At 66.6% G+C, this 15,847-nt stretch carries 15 protein-coding genes and 1 riboswitch; of the genes, 7 read left to right on the top strand and 8 right to left on the bottom strand.

Annotated features, from left to right (window positions below):
• Positions 1 to 11: 11 nt before the first annotated feature.
• The 5 genes from secA2 to HMPREF3067_RS02085 all read left to right on the top strand — a co-directional run bounded on the left by secA2 (position 12) and on the right by HMPREF3067_RS02085 (position 5,227).
• Positions 12 to 2,309, top strand: coding sequence for an accessory Sec system translocase SecA2 (gene secA2, locus HMPREF3067_RS02105; RefSeq protein ID WP_070768088.1), 2,298 nt, complete (start codon positions 12 to 14; stop codon positions 2,307 to 2,309).
• A 75-nt stretch (positions 2,310 to 2,384) separates the two neighbouring features.
• Positions 2,385 to 2,819 carry an oxoglutarate dehydrogenase inhibitor Odhl gene (gene odhI, locus HMPREF3067_RS02100; RefSeq protein ID WP_070768087.1) on the top strand — a complete coding sequence of 145 codons (435 nt, stop codon included), beginning with the start codon at positions 2,385 to 2,387 and terminating at the stop codon, positions 2,817 to 2,819.
• Positions 2,820 to 3,006: 187 nt separating this feature from the next.
• Positions 3,007 to 3,738 carry a transcriptional regulator FtsR gene (locus HMPREF3067_RS02095; protein ID WP_296203686.1) on the top strand — a complete coding sequence of 244 codons (732 nt, stop codon included), beginning with the start codon at positions 3,007 to 3,009 and terminating at the stop codon, positions 3,736 to 3,738.
• A gap of 45 nt (positions 3,739 to 3,783) precedes the next feature.
• On the top strand, positions 3,784 to 4,488 hold the full coding sequence (locus tag HMPREF3067_RS02090) for a bifunctional nuclease family protein (protein ID WP_070768085.1): 705 nt from the start codon (positions 3,784 to 3,786) through the stop codon (positions 4,486 to 4,488).
• Between the two features lie 178 nt (positions 4,489 to 4,666).
• On the top strand, positions 4,667 to 5,227 hold the full coding sequence (locus HMPREF3067_RS02085) for a MerR family transcriptional regulator (protein ID WP_371259761.1): 561 nt from the start codon (positions 4,667 to 4,669) through the stop codon (positions 5,225 to 5,227).
• 295 nt (positions 5,228 to 5,522) lie between these two features.
• On the opposite strand, the gene HMPREF3067_RS02080 is transcribed toward HMPREF3067_RS02085, so the two are convergent.
• From HMPREF3067_RS02080 to gndA, 4 genes are all read right to left on the bottom strand, one after another.
• On the bottom strand, positions 5,523 to 6,380 hold the full coding sequence (locus HMPREF3067_RS02080; RefSeq protein ID WP_070768083.1) for a VWA domain-containing protein: 858 nt from the start codon (positions 6,378 to 6,380) through the stop codon (positions 5,523 to 5,525).
• A gap of 63 nt (positions 6,381 to 6,443) precedes the next feature.
• Positions 6,444 to 7,304, bottom strand: a complete 861-nt coding sequence (locus HMPREF3067_RS02075; protein ID WP_070768082.1) for a 3-methyladenine DNA glycosylase — start codon at positions 7,302 to 7,304, stop codon at positions 6,444 to 6,446.
• A gap of 3 nt (positions 7,305 to 7,307) precedes the next feature.
• Positions 7,308 to 8,714, bottom strand: a complete 1,407-nt coding sequence (locus HMPREF3067_RS02070; protein ID WP_070768081.1) for a DEAD/DEAH box helicase — start codon at positions 8,712 to 8,714, stop codon at positions 7,308 to 7,310.
• A gap of 47 nt (positions 8,715 to 8,761) precedes the next feature.
• Positions 8,762 to 10,213 carry an NADP-dependent phosphogluconate dehydrogenase gene (gene gndA, locus HMPREF3067_RS02065; RefSeq protein ID WP_070768080.1) on the bottom strand — a complete coding sequence of 484 codons (1,452 nt, stop codon included), beginning with the start codon at positions 10,211 to 10,213 and terminating at the stop codon, positions 8,762 to 8,764.
• Positions 10,214 to 10,270: 57 nt separating this feature from the next.
• On the opposite strand from gndA, the gene HMPREF3067_RS02060 reads away from it, so the two are divergent.
• Positions 10,271 to 10,744 carry a PaaI family thioesterase gene (locus HMPREF3067_RS02060; protein ID WP_083319091.1) on the top strand — a complete coding sequence of 158 codons (474 nt, stop codon included), beginning with the start codon at positions 10,271 to 10,273 and terminating at the stop codon, positions 10,742 to 10,744.
• Here the strand turns inward: HMPREF3067_RS02060 and HMPREF3067_RS02055 are convergent.
• A complete protein-coding gene (locus tag HMPREF3067_RS02055; protein WP_070768078.1) occupies positions 10,741 to 11,814 on the bottom strand; it encodes a magnesium and cobalt transport protein CorA in 1,074 nt (357 codons plus the stop codon). The genes HMPREF3067_RS02060 and HMPREF3067_RS02055 overlap by 4 nt on opposite strands.
• An 88-nt stretch (positions 11,815 to 11,902) precedes the next feature.
• On the opposite strand from HMPREF3067_RS02055, the gene HMPREF3067_RS02050 reads away from it, so the two are divergent.
• Positions 11,903 to 12,505: a class I SAM-dependent methyltransferase gene (locus HMPREF3067_RS02050; protein WP_070768077.1), complete on the top strand. Its 603-nt coding sequence runs from the start codon at positions 11,903 to 11,905 to the stop codon at positions 12,503 to 12,505.
• Positions 12,506 to 12,533: 28 nt separating this feature from the next.
• Here HMPREF3067_RS02050 and HMPREF3067_RS02045 read toward each other — a convergent pair whose 3' ends face one another.
• The 3 genes from HMPREF3067_RS02045 to thiM form a co-directional block, all read right to left on the bottom strand.
• The gene (locus tag HMPREF3067_RS02045) at positions 12,534 to 14,120 is read right to left on the bottom strand and encodes a bifunctional hydroxymethylpyrimidine kinase/phosphomethylpyrimidine kinase (protein ID WP_070768076.1); all 1,587 of its coding nucleotides are present in this window, start codon (positions 14,118 to 14,120) and stop codon (positions 12,534 to 12,536) included.
• Between the two features lie 91 nt (positions 14,121 to 14,211).
• Positions 14,212 to 14,853 carry a thiamine phosphate synthase gene (gene thiE / locus HMPREF3067_RS02040; RefSeq protein ID WP_070768075.1) on the bottom strand — a complete coding sequence of 214 codons (642 nt, stop codon included), beginning with the start codon at positions 14,851 to 14,853 and terminating at the stop codon, positions 14,212 to 14,214.
• Entirely contained in the window at positions 14,850 to 15,653 is an 804-nt protein-coding gene (thiM, locus tag HMPREF3067_RS02035) for a hydroxyethylthiazole kinase (RefSeq protein ID WP_070768074.1), read from the bottom strand. Before thiM ends, thiE begins: the two co-directional genes overlap by 4 nt.
• A riboswitch (TPP riboswitch) is annotated at positions 15,642 to 15,744 on the bottom strand. Its footprint overlaps the gene before it by 12 nt.
• Between the last annotated feature and the right edge of the window lie 103 nt (positions 15,745 to 15,847).

Raw genomic sequence — 15,847 nt, 5'->3', positions numbered from 1 at the left:
GCCACACAACCATGGGCGCATTTGATTGGTTCTGGAAAGCGATGGGCGCGCAGTCTGAGCGCAACGATAAAAAGTCGAAAGCGGTAGTAACGAGCGCGGAAGATTCCGTGGCCCAGCTCCGCGAGCTCGACGACGCGGCGGTGGCCCAGGCCGGCCACGACGCCATCCGAAACGGGGAGGTCGCCGACAAGCCGGCCTTCCTGGCCGCGCTCGCCGTGGCTGCGGAGCGCCGCCTAGACATGTCTCCCTTCAACGTCCAATCCCAGGCCGTGCTGCGCCTGCTGGAGGGCGACGTGATCCAGATGGCCACCGGCGAGGGCAAGACCCTGGTGGGAGCCATGGCCGCCACCGGCTTCGCCCTGACCGGCAAGCGCGTCCACGTGGTTACCGTCAACAACTACCTGGCCGGCCGCGACGCCGAGTGGATGCGCCCGCTCGTCGAGTTCTTCGGCCTGTCCGTGGCCCCGGTGACAGAGAAGATGACCTCCGCCGAGCGCCGCGCCGCCTACCGCAGCGACGTTATCTACGCCCCGGTCAACGAGCTGGGCTTCGACGTCCTACGGGACAACCAGATCACCGCCCGCGAACAGACGGTGCAGGCCCGTCCCGACGTCGCGCTGGTAGATGAGGCGGACTCCGTGCTCGTCGACGAGGCCCTGGTCCCGCTGGTGCTGGCCGGCTCCGAGCCGGGGCAGGCGCCGACCGGGCAAATCACCGATGTGGTCGGGCATCTGACCGAGAACAAGGACTATATCGTCGCCGAGGACGGCCGCACGGTCTCCCTGACCGACGAGGGCGCCCAGCGCGTGGAGAAGGCGCTGGGGATCGACTCGCTGTACTCGGAAGAAAACATCGGCACCATCCTGGTCAAAGTCAACCTGGCGCTGCACGCCAAGGCGCTGCTCATCCGCGACATCCATTACCTGGTGGCCGACGGGCAGCTGCAGCTTATCGATGCCTCCCGCGGCCGCGTCGCAGACCTCCAGCGGTGGCCGGACGGCCTGCAGGCCGCGGTCGAGGCGAAGGAGGGCCTCGAGGTCTCCGAGGGCGGGCGCATTCTCGACACCATCACGCTGCAGGAGCTGATGCGCCGGTACCCGACGGTCTGCGGCATGACCGGCACGGCGGTCGAGGCCACCGACCAGCTGCGGCAGTTCTACAACTTGCGGGTCTCGGTCATCGACCGGAACGAGCCTCTGGTCCGCGAGGACGAGCCCGATCGCATCTACTCGACCATCGCGGAAAAGAACCGGGCCATCGTCGGCGAGATCCAGCGGTTGCACGCCGCCGGCCAGCCGATCCTGGTGGGCACGCACGACGTCGCCGAGTCGGAGGCACTTGCCGCCGCCCTCGAGGAGTTGGGCATTCAGGTCAACGTGCTCAACGCGAAAAACGACGCGGAGGAGGCCCGGATCATCGCCGAGGCCGGCGAACGTGGGCGCGTGACCGTGTCCACCCAGATGGCCGGCCGCGGCACGGACATCCGCCTGGGCGGAGCGGAAGAGGCCGACCACGACGCGGTCAGTCAGCTGGGCGGCCTGGCCGTCATCGGCACCTCGCGGCACCGCAGCTCCCGGCTGGACAACCAGCTGCGCGGTCGTGCCGGCCGCCAGGGGGACCCGGGCCGCAGCGTCATCTTCGTCTCGCTGGAGGACGACGTGGTCCGCCAGGGAGGCGAGGACGAGACCCTGTCGGTCCGGCCGGATGGGGACGGCCGGGTCGAATCCAAGCGCGTGCGCGATTTCGTGGCCCACTGCCAGCGCGTGACAGAGGCGCAGCTGCTGGAGATCCACGCCCAGACGTGGAAGTACAACCAGCTGTTGGCCGACCAGCGCGTTATTATCGACGAGCGCCGCGCCAAGCTTCTCGACACCCCGCAGGCGTGGGAGGAGCTCGCCGAGCGAGCCCCGCAGCGGGCCGCGGAGCTGACCGAGGCCGGCGTGAGCGAGGACGCGCGGGTGCGCGCTGCCCGGGAGATCATGCTCTACCACCTAGATCTGGGCTGGGCCGACCACCTAGAGCACCTCGACGACGTGCGCGAGTCGATCCACCTGCGGGCGATCGCCCGTGAAACTCCCATCGACGAGTACCACCGCATCGCCGTGCGCGAGTTCAAGGACCTGGCGCAGCGCGCGGTCGAGCAGGCGGCGGAGACATTCCACACAGTGCCGATCGACGAGTCCGGGGCGCACTTGGCGGACGCCGGCCTGGCGCGCCCGAGCGCCACCTGGACATATATGGTCTCGGATAACCCCCTCGCGGGGGCAGGCAACTCCGCCTTGAGCAGCATAGGTAATCTGTTTAAGTAGACGGCCGCCCGCGCGTCGCGCGAAGTCGCTATTATTGGAATAGTTAATTGAGAGCCACCAACCGGAGGTAAAACAATGAGTGAGAACAACGGCACCTCGGAGCCGCAGGTCGAGACTACCTCGGTCTTCCGCGCTGACCTGCTGAAGGAAATGGAAAACGGCGCGGCGGCAACCTCGGAGTCCGGCGCCACCAGCGCGGACCAGCTGCCGGAGGGCCAGGCCTTGTTGGTGGTTAAGCGCGGCCCGAACGCTGGCGCCCGCTTCCTGCTGGACCAGGACACCACCACCGCCGGTCGCCACCCGGAGGCCGACATCTTCCTGGACGACGTGACGGTTTCCCGCAAGCACGCCGAGTTCCGCAAGCAGGACGGCCAGTTCGAGGTCGTCGACGTGGGATCGCTCAACGGCACCTACGTCAACCGCGAGCCGCGCAACAGCCAGGTTCTTGAGGTGGGCGACGAAATCCAGATCGGCAAGTTCCGTCTGGTATTCATTGCTAACCAAGACTAGGGTCCGTAGCACATTTAGGACTAAGTCCGCACCGCGCGGAAGTTTTGGATCCCGGCCCCCGACCCCCGGGGACATCCCGCAGTGCCGGCTCGTTGTGGCACGCAGGGTTTAGCTCTGTCTGCCCGGCGGGTTGCTGCGACCGCGCGTTAACAACCGTTCGTTTTAGGGAATTGGCGAGTAAGGCACAGTGAGCGCAGTACCAAAGAAGACCCAAGCAGCAGGACAAGCTGCCAAGAAGGCGAAGACCATGTCCATCGGCGTGGTCCTGGGGAAGCTGAATCAGGAATTCCCCGAGGTCACCGTCTCCAAGATTCGCTTCTTGGAGGCCGAAGGGCTTATCACGCCGCAGCGTACCGCCTCCGGCTACCGCCGCTTCACCAATGACGACGTGGAGCGCCTGCGCTACATCCTGACCACCCAGCGGGACAACTACACCCCGCTGAAGGTCATCCGCCAGCAGCTCGAGGCCATGGACTCGGGCGAGGTGACCGCGATTGTCAGCGCGGGCCAGACCGAAACCCTGGTCAGCCCGGACAAGTTCCGTGCCCCAGTTGCCACCCGTCTGACCGACGGGGACATTGCCGAGCAGGCCAACTCCGACCAGAAGACGGTGGCTCACCTGGTCAAGCTGGGCCTGCTCGCGCCGGACGAATCCGGCTACTTCACGGCTGACGATGTCGCCGTGGTCCAGTCGGTTGAGGCGCTGCGCGCCTTCGGCTTGGACGACCGCCAGTTCAAGAGCCTGCGCAACAACGCTCGCCGGCAGGCGGATCTGATCTCCCAGGTCACCAGCCCGGTAGCAAACTCGAAGTCGGATACCGCTAAGCTGCGGGCGGAAGAAATGTCGCAGCAGATGACCGCGCTGGTGGTTTCCCTGCACGCCACCCTGGTCAAAACGGATCTGCGCAAAGAGTTTTAGTCGATTGGCGTCGCTTCATTGGCGGCGCGGAGACAAGGAGGTCGCGTGGCCCGGATAGCCCTAGAGTTTTTGGGCATTCACATGCTCGAGCCGGAGGAATTCCTCTGTGCGCTGTTCCGCTGGAATGCGGGGGAGCGGGTCGTGCCGGTGTGGATGTCGCCCATCGACGGCGCCCGCGTGGTCGCGCACCTGGGCGGTGCGCAAAGCCGCCGGCCGAACACCCATGAGCTGCTCATCGACGTCCTCGCCGAGCAGGGCGGTCTGGAATCCGCCGTCGTGACCAGCTACCACGAGGGAGTTTTCATCCTCGAGCTGACCACCGGCGACGGCGCGGTCCTGGACGCGCGCATGTCGGACGCGCTAATCCTGGCCGATCACTTCGACGTCCCCATTGAGATCGAAGAGGAAGAACTCAACCAGGTAGCGGTCTTTGTGTCTCCGGAGGATCTGCACCACTACGTGGGGGTGGAGGGCACTACCCCCGCCGGGGAAAGCGGCGAAGACCTCGGTGGTGCCGCGGATCAGCCGGATTCGGCCTCCGGTGACGCCCAGGCCGACGCGGATTTCTCCGCGATGATGCAGGAGCTTGGTATGACGGAGGAGGATTTCCAGGCGCTGGACTCGGACGATTTCCGCGAGTCCGGGCGGGATTCCGCCGGTGAGCGGCCTGAGACCACTGAGGCTCCTGATTCGGATGAGGCAGAAGATACTGATGTGACGCCTGATGAAGATGGGGAAGAGGGGGGCTGAAGGTTTCTAAGTAACAGGTGTGAACTGTGGTGCCCTTGAGTTGAGGAAAAGTCTAAAGTTAAACTCGAGGTTTAAGTTTCGGCGTGTTACGCCAGATAACGCTTGACTCTTACCTAGGCTTGACTTTAAATAAAGCATTAGGGCTTCCCCCAAACTTCAATGGAGTAATTACGTGAGCATCGAAGAAGAGATCTACGCACACGAAAACAACGGGACTTACGTTCAAGAGTCCCTGTTCGACCTCGGCCCGGACGAGCAGGTCGGCTACCGTGTTCCGATCGCCTGCCAAGTCGCCGGCATCACCTACCGTCAGCTGGACTACTGGGCGCGCACAAACCTGGTCAACCCGTCCATCCGCACTGCCCGCGGTTCCGGCTCCCAGCGCCTGTACTCCTTCCGCGACGTGCTGGTTCTCAAGATCGTCAAACGCCTGCTGGACACTGGCATCTCGCTGCAGAACATCCGCCTGGCCGTGGACTCCCTGCGCGACCGTGGCGTCAATGACTTGGCTGAGCTGACCTTGGTCTCCGACGGCAAGACAGTCTACGAGTGCCGCTCTAACGACGAGGTCATCGATCTGCTCTCCGGTGGTCAGGGCGTGTTCGGTATCGCCGTCCCGGGCATCATGAAGGAACTGTCCGGCACCATCTCCTCCTTCCCGTCCGAGCGCATCGACAACGAATCCAACGTCGTCGGCCTCGACGAGCTGGCCGCCCGCCGGCAGCGCAAATCCTCTTAGCACGCTCGCTCAAGGCCCGAGACTCCCGGGCTAGTACACGGGCTCCCCAGCCGTCGCTCACGCGGCCGGGGAGCCTTTTGCTGTGCCTCTACGGGTGCGGCTGGCACCGCGCACTCCTAGCCGCGTATGACGAAACCGGGAGATCTGCCGTCGGCAACGTAGACAGCGGCTACCTAGACGAAAACCTCCGCCCGCCGCTTCGGAAGGGGGGCGTTTGGAAGCCCGAAACCATTGGAGGAAACGAGGAAGTCGCAGTGGGAATAACTCCGGTGTATAGCGATAGCGTTCTAGCTGACTACTTAACGCCGGCGGCAGTGCTGACGGCCTTGGTAACGGCGGCACCGTCGGCGGGACGGTCGACCTTGTCGAAGTAGTCCGCGGCGTCCTCTAGGGCCTTGTCGACCTCGCCGTCGCCCAGGTGCACGACGGAGATTTCCACGTTGCGGTCCTTGGCGTCGGCCAGCTGGGCGGCGAAGTCGCCGTCAGACAGCGAGTCGTCGGTGCCGGTGGTCACCAACACGACGCGGGCGGGGGCGTTGGACTCGCGGACATAGTCCGCGGCGTTGTTGGCCGCGGCGACGATGGCGGAGCGAGTCTGCGGGACGCCGCCGGTGCCGAAGTTGTTGACCACGCCGGCGGTCTCGCCGCCGTCAGTGAAGCCGAGGTTCTGGCGGTAGCCGACGGTAGCCGTCGCGGAGATCGGGGAGGAGTAGTTCCACAGGGACACGGCCTTATCCTCGCCGCCGACCCCGTCAGCGGCCGCGGCCACCCCGCCGGCCGCAGCGTCGAAGTACGGCGCCATCTGGTCGGAGGTATCTAGCAGGAAGAGCGTGGACTCGGCAGCACCCGGGGTGGCAGCGCCGGCGGCCGCGGCGGTGGAGGGGGCCGCGCTTTCCGAAGCGGGGGCCGAGGACTCCGCGGAGCTCGGTGCTTGGTTGGCGTCCTTGTCCTCGCTGGCGGCTGGCTCGTCGGTAGCGGTCTCTTCCGCCGCCTGGGTGGTTTCCTGGGCAGCCGTGTCCGCGCCGTCGTTGTCGTCGTTGCCAGTAAACAAGTAAAGGAGCAGGCCGAGCACCACCAGGATGGCTATGACAATGACGGCGATGAGCCATCCGGCGATAGCGAAGTTGTTCTTGTCGTTGGCGTGGCGGGCCATATCGTCTTCCTCACTTGTGGTGCTTGCGGGGCCGGGACGCTCGGTAGGCAAGACCGAGCGTGCTTAGCTGCCCAGTCTAGTGGCTTGGGCCTGTTCAATGAGTCCGACAAGCCGCTGGCGGATGGGTTCGGCCCGCTGGGCCAGTGCGCGCTGCCGGTTCACGTACTCGGCCTTCCCCTCCGGCGTTTCGATAGCGACGACGCCAAAACCCCAGGCGCGGCAGTCATACGGGGAGGCTTCCATGTCCAGCACCCGGGCATCGACGGCCAGGTCCAACGCGTCCAGGAAGACCTCCCCGGGGACCAGAGGCCCAAGCTTCCACGCCCACTTGTAGAGGTCCATCGTCACGTGCACGCAGCCGGCCTGGTCATTGTTCGGCTGCTGTTGGCGGTTCAGAGGGCGGATATTGAGCGGTCGGGCCGGGGGAGTAAAGAAGCGGAAAGCGTCGTAATGGCTGCATTTGAGCCGGTGCGACTCCACCACGGCGTTCGTGCCGTCGGCGCCTAGGCGCAGGGGCAGATCGTGGCGCGGCGTATTGGTGTGGTAGACCATCGCCCACTCGTGCAGGCCGAAGCAGTCGAAGTTAACCGGGTTGCGGGCAGACTGCGCGAGCAGTCGGTGGATATATTCTACGGAGTCGCCGCGGCGGGCCCAGAACGCCTCAAGATCGAGCCCGACTGTTCCGTCGTAGTCGCGGTGGTAGTCCCGCCACTCAGCGTGCGGCGTGTCCCCGGCCAAACGGGTGCCGATACCGGGGTGCCAGGCGCGCAGGTGGCTGGGGCGGACCGGATAGTACTGGAAGAGGAAGTCGTAGACCGGGTGGTAGCTGCCCGGGTGGCGGAACCGCGCCATCCTGTCATCGGCCCGCGCCTCGTGGGCGGCGAGTAGTTCCTGCCACTCTTTTGGGGCAAGGACCGTGGACATGGTCTACTTCCTCCTTGGGTTCTTCCTATCGGCGCCTGCGCGCTTGTTTGTCCGGTTGGATCCGGCGGCCTTCTTCCGGCCCCGGTTACCGCCATTATTACTGCCACCGTGTTTGCTACCGCCGCCGCGTTGGCGGGGCTTCTTGGCGCCGGGCTGGCGCTCGGAGTTAGCCTTACGGGACTTGGCCGAACCGGCCGGCGGCTGCCGTCCTGGGGCAGGGAGGGGAGTGCCCGGCGGGGTGGTGGCGCCGGTGACCTCGATGAGGCGCGGGTCGTGGGTCGGGTCCGCGGAGTCGGAGAGTTCGACAACCGTGGCGTCTACCCCGGCCTTGCGGAGCAGCTGGGTGATTTCCTCGCGTTGCTGCTCCATGCCCAGGGTGACCACGGTGCCGGATTCGCCGCCGCGGGCGGTGCGCCCGGCCCGGTGGAGGTAGGCCTTGTGCTCGGCCGGCGGGTCGACGTGGACGACCAAGGAGACGCCGCTGATGTCGATACCACGGGCGGCGATGTCGGTGGCCACCAGCACGGGCACGCTGCCGTCGCGGAAGCCCTCGATGGCGCGCGTGCGTGCGCCCTGGCCCTTGTCGCCGTGCAGCGGCAGGGCGTTGATCCCGTTGCGGCGCAGCTTCTTGGTCTGCCGGTCCACGCCGTGTTTGGTGCGCATGAACATGATGGTCTTGCCGACCCGCGCTGCGATGGTCAGCACGACGTCGTTGCGCTGCGGGCGCTCGCCCACGTAGAACACGTAGTGCTCCATGGTGTCCACGGCGGCCTCCACCGGTGCGGTGGAGTGCTCGACAGGGGAGTGCAGGTAGGCGTTCACGACCTCCTCGACGGCGGCATCCAGGGTGGCCGAAAACAGCAGGCGCTGCCCGCGGGCCGGGGTGAGCGCGAGGAGCTTTTTCACTTGCGGCAAAAAGCCCATATCGGCCATCTGGTCGGCTTCGTCCAGTGTGGTGATTTCCACCTGGGACAGATCCAGGTAGCCCTGGTTGATCAGATCCTGGGCGCGGCCCGGGGTGGCGACTAGGACATCGACCGGGCGGGCCAGCTGCCGGATGTGATTGTTGATGTTGACGCCGCCGACCACTGCGAGGGTGCGCAGGTTGAGGGCGGCGGCTAGATCGTCGAGGCGCTCCTGGATCTGGGTGGCCAGCTCGCGGGTGGGCGCCAGGATGAGGCCGCGGGGCTTGCCCGGCCGCGAGACGCCTTTATCGCCTAGGCGGGCGAGCATCGGCAGCCCGAAGCCCAAGGTCTTGCCGGATCCGGTCGGGGCGCGGCCCAGCAGGTCCTTGCCCGCGAGCACGTCAGGGATGGTGGCCGACTGGATGGGGAAGGGGCTGTCCATTCCCTGCTGTGCCAGGGTGTCGACGAGGGCGCGGGGTAAGCCGAGATCGGCGAAAGTAGTCATAAGGTGCTTTAGTTTAGCACCGCAGGACTACCAGACGACTAGTCCCACTAGCTCAGGCTGCGATCACCGGACCACTCGAGGTGGTAGGTGCCCTCCTTGTCGGTGCGCCGGAAGGTGTGGGCACCGAAGAAGTCGCGCTGTCCCTGGATCAGCGCGGCCGGCAGGCGCGCGGCCCGCAGGGAGTCGTAGTAAGACAGGGAGGAGGCGAAGACCGGCACCGGCAGGCCCAGCTGGGTAGCGGCGACGACCACGCGGCGCCAGGCGGAGATGAGCTTGCCCAGCTCGCCCTGGAAATACGGCGCCAAGATAAGCGCCGGCAGCTGCGGGTCGGCGTCGTAAGCCTCGCGGATGCGGTCCAAGAACTTCGCCCGGATGATGCAGCCGCCGCGCCAGATGGTGGCTAGGTCCCGCGGGTCGACGTCCCAGTTGTGCTCGGCGGAGCCGGCCTTAATTTCGTCGAAGCCCTGGGAGTAGGCGATGAGCTTCGAGGCATAGAGCGCGCGGCGCACGTCCTCGATGAACTCGGCGCGGTCAAGGCCCAGCGACTGGAAGGTGGCCTCGGTCCCGGCCGGCAGGCCCGCCTGTTGTGCGGCGGCGCGCTGCGCGGTGGAGGAGGACAGCGCGCGGGCGAAGACGGCCTCGGCGATGCCGGTGATCGGCACACCCAGCTCCAAGCCGTTGATGGCGGTCCAGCGGCCCGTGCCCTTTTGGCCGGCGGCGTCCACGATGACGTCGACCAGGGGCTTGCCGGTTTCCGGATCGTCCTGGGCCAGGACCTCGGCGGTGATCTCAATCAGGTAGGAGTCCAGGTCGCCGGAGTTCCACTCGCGGAAAGTCTCGGCGACTTCGTGCGGGCTCAGGCCGGCGCCGTAGCGCAGCAGCTGGTAGGCCTCGCCGATGACCTGCATGTCGGCGTACTCGATGCCGTTGTGCACCATCTTGACGAAGTGACCGGCGCCGTCCGGACCGATGTGGGTCACGCACGGGGTGCCGTCGACGTTGGCGGCGATGGACTCCAGGATGGGGCCCAGGGTCTCCCAAGACTCGGCCGGGCCGCCCGGCATGATGGACGGGCCGTTGAGGGCGCCTTCCTCGCCGCCGGAGATGCCAGCCCCGACGAAGTATCGGCCGCGGGCAGCTACCTCCTGCTCGCGGCGGATGGTGTCGGTGTAGTTGGCGTTGCCGCCATCGATGATGATGTCGCCGTCGTCCATGGCGCTGGCCAGCTGGTCAATGACGGCGTCGGTAGCGGCGCCGGCCTTGACCATGATGATGGCCTTGCGGGGGCGCTCCAAGGAGGCCACGAAGTCTTCGATGGTCTCGGAGGCGATGAAGCTGCCCTCACCCGCGTGCTCGTCCATGAAGGCGCGAGTCTTTTCCGGGCTGCGGTTGTACACGGCCACGGTGTTGCCATTGTGGGCGAAGTTGCGGGCGAGGTTAGACCCCATCACGGCGAGGCCAACGACACCAATCTGGGCGAGATCCTTAGGTTCAGTCATGCTGCCTAGATTACCGCATAGGCCATCGGCACAGCCGAAAGACTAGATTGGGAAAGCATGAGTGCTAGCGGACAACCCCTAAACCCGACCCACGAGCTAGAACAGTTGCTCTATTCGGCCCACGTCACCGCCCTGGACGACGCCCAGCTTGCGACCATCAACCGGCAGCTGACCGGCCTCGACGCCACCCTGGGGATCACCTACACGGCCATCAGCAACGGCGAAGTGCGCGCCACGATGTCCATCGACGCCCGCCACCACCAGCCGTGGGGCGTGGCCAACGGGGGCGTGTACGCCTGCCTGACCGAGTCGGTCGCCTCCGTTGCCGGCGTGGTCGCCGCGCGTCGGCCCGTCGTCGGCGTCAACAACAACACCGACTTCCTTCGCCCGGCCAGTTCCGGCGCGCTTGATGCCACGGCTACCCCGCTGCACCTGGGCCGGCGCACCCAGCTGTGGGGCGTGGACATCCGCGACGAGCAGGGTCGGCTGATGGCCCGCTCCCAGCTGCGGACCATGCCGCTGGGCGGCTAGAGCCAGTTATTGCGGCGGAACCACCAGAACATCAGCGCCACGATTCCGACCATGACCAACAGCGCGATGGGGTAGCCGTACTCGGTGTGCAGCTCCGGCATGTGGTCGAAGTTCATGCCGTAGATACCGGCGACCATCGTGGGGGCGGCGGCCATGCCGACCACCGCGGAGATGGTGCGCATGTCGGAGTTTTGCTGCATGGAAACCTTCGCCACCGAGGCATCGATTAGCGAAGTAAGGCGCTCATCGAAGGAGGCAACCTCGTCGCGGACCACCAGCTCGTGGTCGTTGACGTCGCGCAGGTAGGAACGGATCTTTTTGGGGATCAGATCCTTGTGGTCGTTGACCATGGCCTGCAGCGCCGTGGACAGGGGCGCGACGGCGTGCTTCATCTCCAGGATCTCACGCTTGAACATGTAGATGCGGTCGATGTTGAACTGCGCGCCCGGGGTGAAGACCTCTTCCTCGACCTCGTCGACCTCGGTCTCCAGCAGGGTGGTGATCTCCTTGTAGCGGTCCACCATCATATCCAGGACTTTCCAGGCCAGCGCGATGGGGCCGAGCTCGACCAGGTCCTGCTCGTCGTTGATGCAGTGGGCCAGGTTCGGCAGCTTGGCGCTGTGGCGGACGGTGATGAGGAAGTCGTAGGCCACGATCATCTGGATCTCGCCGGTGGTAATGATCTGGCGCTTGTCCTTGACCTCGTCGTGGTCGCGGTAGTTGACCGAGCGGGCCACCACGAAGAGCTGATCGTCGTAGCGCTCCAGCTTGGGGCGCTGGTGGGCCTGGACCGTGTCCTCCACGATCAGTTCGTGGATGCGGAACTCGCTGGCCACCTGGGTCATCTGGCTCTCGTACGGCTCGTGCATGCCGACCCAGATGAAGCCGCGACCGTATTCGCGGAGGGCCTCCTGCGCGGTCCGTGGGGTGTATTCGCCGGGCAGGGCCTCGCCATCGACGAAGACGCGACAATGCTCGATTGCCTCTTCCACGGGAACCTTGAACTGGGTGACCTCAGGTTGCGTGAGCTTCTTTTTGCGGGGCCGAAGCGGGTTGGGCACATTTGCCATGGCGGCCTCCTCCTCGTGGTCGGGCAGTGGTAGCCGCACAGTGCGGCGAATAAAGTGTAGCGCGAAACCGCGCCCTATAATGAAACCTATGCCTACGTGGAAAGAACTGACGACAGCCAACCCCGCCCATTCCCACAACTACGCGCGGCGTTGGAAGCTCATGCAGGTCCAGGGCAAGGACATCAACGGCGAGGCACGCCTCATTGATGCCATGGCCGAGCGCGAGTCCCACATCCTGGACGCCGGCTGCGGCACCGGGCGCGTCGGCGGCGAACTGGTCCGCCGCGGCCACGACGTCCTGGGCGTCGACGTTGACCCCGTGCTCATCGAGCACGCCGAGCACGATTTCCCGGAGGGGCGCTGGGTGGTAGGAGATCTCTCCGCCGAGGAGATTCCCGAGACCGGCTTCGACCTGGCCGTCTCCGCGGGCAACGTGATGGGTTTTCTGGCGCCGGAGGGCCGCGAGCCGGCCCTGCGACACATCTTCGAGGCCCTGCGCCCCGGCGGCCGCCTGGTGACCGGCTTCGGCGCCGGCCGCGGCTGGGAATTCGCCGATTTCATCGCCCAAGCCGAACAGGTCGGCTACCGCGTGGACAACCAATTCAGCTCCTGGGACCTCAAGCCTTTCGGCCCGAACTCCGCCTTCCTGGTTGCCGTCCTGACCCGGCCAGGCGCCGACCTCATCCAGTAGCGGCTATCAAGCGACTGTCGACCGCCGGCTAGAAGCGGCGATCCGCCTGGTCGAAGAAGGCCAGCTCGGCCAGGCTGGCGCGGTAGAAGGCGTCGAAGGCGCGCTGGCGCTGGGTATCGGTGGCTTCCTCCAGCGCGTCCTCAACCATCTGAAGAGCCCGCTGGGTCCCTTCCACGAAGTCGGGGCCCGAGTACATCTGCAGCCACGCGTGGAACGGGTGGTCCTCGCGGTCCTGGGCGAGCAGGTGCCGGCCGACCTCGGCGTAGAGCCAGTAGCACGGCAGCACGGCCGCGGCGGCTACCGCGTAATCCTCGGTATAGGCCGTGGCCACCAGGAAGTCAGTATACGCGCTGGTGACCTGCGAGGGCCGCGCCGCGGTCTCGCCGCCCAGCCAGTCGCGGTGCAGGTCGGATTCGGCAACTAGGACCTCGGCCGCGCCGGCGGCCCAGAACTGGCGGTCCTGTGGATCGCGGGCCAGCGCGCCGAGGCGCCCCAGCGCGGTGGAATAGTGGCGCAGGTAAATCGCGTCCTGGGCCACGTAGAAGCTGAAATCGTCCGCGTTCAGGGTGCCGTCGCCCAGGCGGCCTATGAACGGCAGGGCGAGCAGGTCCTTCCACAGCCCCAGGGTTGCCGCCCACAGCGCCGCCGTGTGCGGCCCGACTGCCGGGATAGCCGGTTGCGAGGCAGGCTGGGACTGGGCCGCGGTATAGGCGGCGGCAACGTCCACGGCGGGCACCGGCTCAGCGCTGGCCGCCCGTGCCAGGCGGCGCTGCCGGTGCCCGTGGTCGACCGGCCCGTGCCCACGGCCGACGGCGAGGGCGTCCGCGTTGGCAATCGCCTCGTGCAGCCAGCGGGTGGACCATTCCAGGGCCGGGGCAAGGCCTTCGCCTTGACCCAGGCGCGTTGCCAGCGCCGAGGACAGCGAGCAGCCGGTACCGTGCGTGTTCTTGGTCGCCACCCGCGGGCAGGCGACGCGGTGGATAAGCCCGGTCCCGTCGACCACGGCGTTATCCGCCCGGTCGTCGCGCAGGTGGCCGCCCTTGACAATCACGGTGTTCCCGGTCTGCTTGGCCCAGTCCTGTGCCATGGCCACGGCCTGGTCCACGTCGGTGGCTTCCTCCTTGGGGCTGAGACCGCAGAGGACCGCCAGTTCCTTCAGGTTGGGCGTGACGCAATCGACCCGGCCTGCCAGATCCAGGATGGCGGACTCGGCGTCCTTGTCCAAAAGGCGATCCCCGGAGGTAGCCACCATGACGGGATCCAGCACCACCGGCGTCCCGTCCAGCGTGGCGATGAATTCGCGCACGATTTCGATGGTCTTCGGGTTGCCGAGCATGCCAATCTTCACCGCGTCGATATCCACGTCCGCGGCCACGGAGGCCAGCTGGTCGCGCAGCACGTGTGCCGGCGGGGTGAAGATGGAGTCCACGCCCTGGGTGTTCTGCGAGACGATCGCGGTGGTCACGGCCATGCCATAGCCACCGGCGGCGCTGATGGCCTTGAGATCGGCGTGCAGGCCCGCACCGCCAGTCGGGTCGGTCCCGGCGATGGACAGGACGCGGGCGACGGGCAGCGGCTGGGCAGGCTTAGTTCCAAGAGGGTAGACGTGGGTCATAGTGACATTCCTATCGAGCAAAGAATTGGGCGCACCGTCGAGCACGGAGTCGTGCTGCAAGCCGTGCGCAGGGAGGTAGAGGGCGGAAAGACTAACCGCGGAAGGCGGCAAGGAGCTCGGCCGCGGCAGTGGCGGGGTCCTCGGCGGCCATGATGGCAGAGACCACGCAGACGCCGGCGAAGTCGCTGCCTTTCAGTTCGCCGACGTTGTGGGTCTTCAGGCCCCCGATGGCCACGGCGGGCATGCCGGCTTCGGCGGCGCGGCTGGCCAGGGTTGCAGCGGCCTCAACCCCGATGCCTTCCGGCGCGTTGGCCTTGGTAGCGGTGCTGAAAACGGGCCCGATGCCAATGACGTCCGGCCGGGCAGCCCCAGTAGCATTCAGCGCGGCGTCAAGCTCCTCCTCGGAGCCGACGGACAGGCCCACCAGTGCACCTTCGGCCAAGCGCGGGCGGGCCTCGGCGACGCTGAGATCGTCCTGACCGACGTGCAGGTGGCAGCCGAGTTCGGCGGCGAGCTCAACCCGGTCGTTGATAAACAGCGGGATCTGACCCAACTGTTCCATTAGGCTGCGGGCGTAGGGGAGCAGCTCGGCACTGCTTGCGTCCTTGTCGCGCAGCTGCACCACGGTGGCGCCGCCACGGCAGGCCGCCACGGCGATCTCGGCGACGCGCTCCCGCCCGCCGGCCAGATCCGGATCGGTGACCAGGTAGAGGCTCCAGTCGGTCGCGGTCATGCCAGCTCCACCGGCTGAAGGGCGCTGTAGGTGATCAGATCGTCGGTACCGAGCTCGTAGAGCGCGTCCATCCAGGCTACGGCGAAGCTGCCGGGCGACTGGGCGTGCTGGTAGGCCAGGGAACCGGCCACGGAGACATGGGCGTGGGCGGCGATGACCGCGGCGAGCGGCGGCTGTCCGGTGCCCAGGTAGGCTGCCGTGATGGCGCCCAGGCTGCAGCCGGTGCCGATGACCCGCTGGAGCAGCGGCACGCCGCCGGCCAGCTCCCAGGCGGAGTCCTGGGTGACGAAGACGTCCTTCTCGCCGGAGATAGCCACCACGCCCCCGGTGCGCTGCGCCAGCGCCTGGGCGGCGGGCAGGGCGGCGCTTGCCGTGTCGGTGGCATCGACGCCGCGACCGCCCTCGCCGAGCTGCGCTAGGGCGATGATTTCGGAGGCGTTACCGCGGATGGCCGCGGGCTTTGAGTCGACCACTGAGCGGGCGAATTCCGTGCGGGTGGACAGCCCGCCGGCGGCGACCGGGTCGAGCACCCACGGGTTGCCGGCCTCGTTGGCACCGGCGATTGCCTCGCGCATGCCTTCGTACTGGGCCGCGGACGGGGTGCCGATGTTGATGAGGACGCCGTTGGCCATGCGCGCGAACTCGCGGGATTCCTCCGGGGTATCGCACATGGCAGGGCTGGCGCCGATAGCCAGCAGGGCGTTGGCGGTCACGTTCGTGACCACGGTATTGGTCAGGCACTGGACCAGGGGATTGCGCTCGCGCACGGCGGCGAGAGCAGCGCATACTGCTTCTTTCACAACACTTTCCTTCGCTAGTTCTAACTAAGAGCAGGTTCCATGGGTATGTTCTCAGCCGGAAGCTCTACTTCCGGCACCCCAATGTTGTGCCGTCCACCCTAACAGAGCCGGGCTCGCAAGTTGCCCGGTTTGAAAGAAAACACCCCCAACGGGCAACGCGACAAACACCAGTGCCAGCCCCAAAAACACGGCTA

Origin of the sequence: Corynebacterium sp. HMSC04H06, assembly GCF_001815935.1 — a bacterium.
GTDB lineage: Bacteria > Actinomycetota > Actinomycetes > Mycobacteriales > Mycobacteriaceae > Corynebacterium.
Note: the sequence above shows the minus strand (reverse complement) of the source record. Positions and strands in the feature narration are given on the sequence as shown.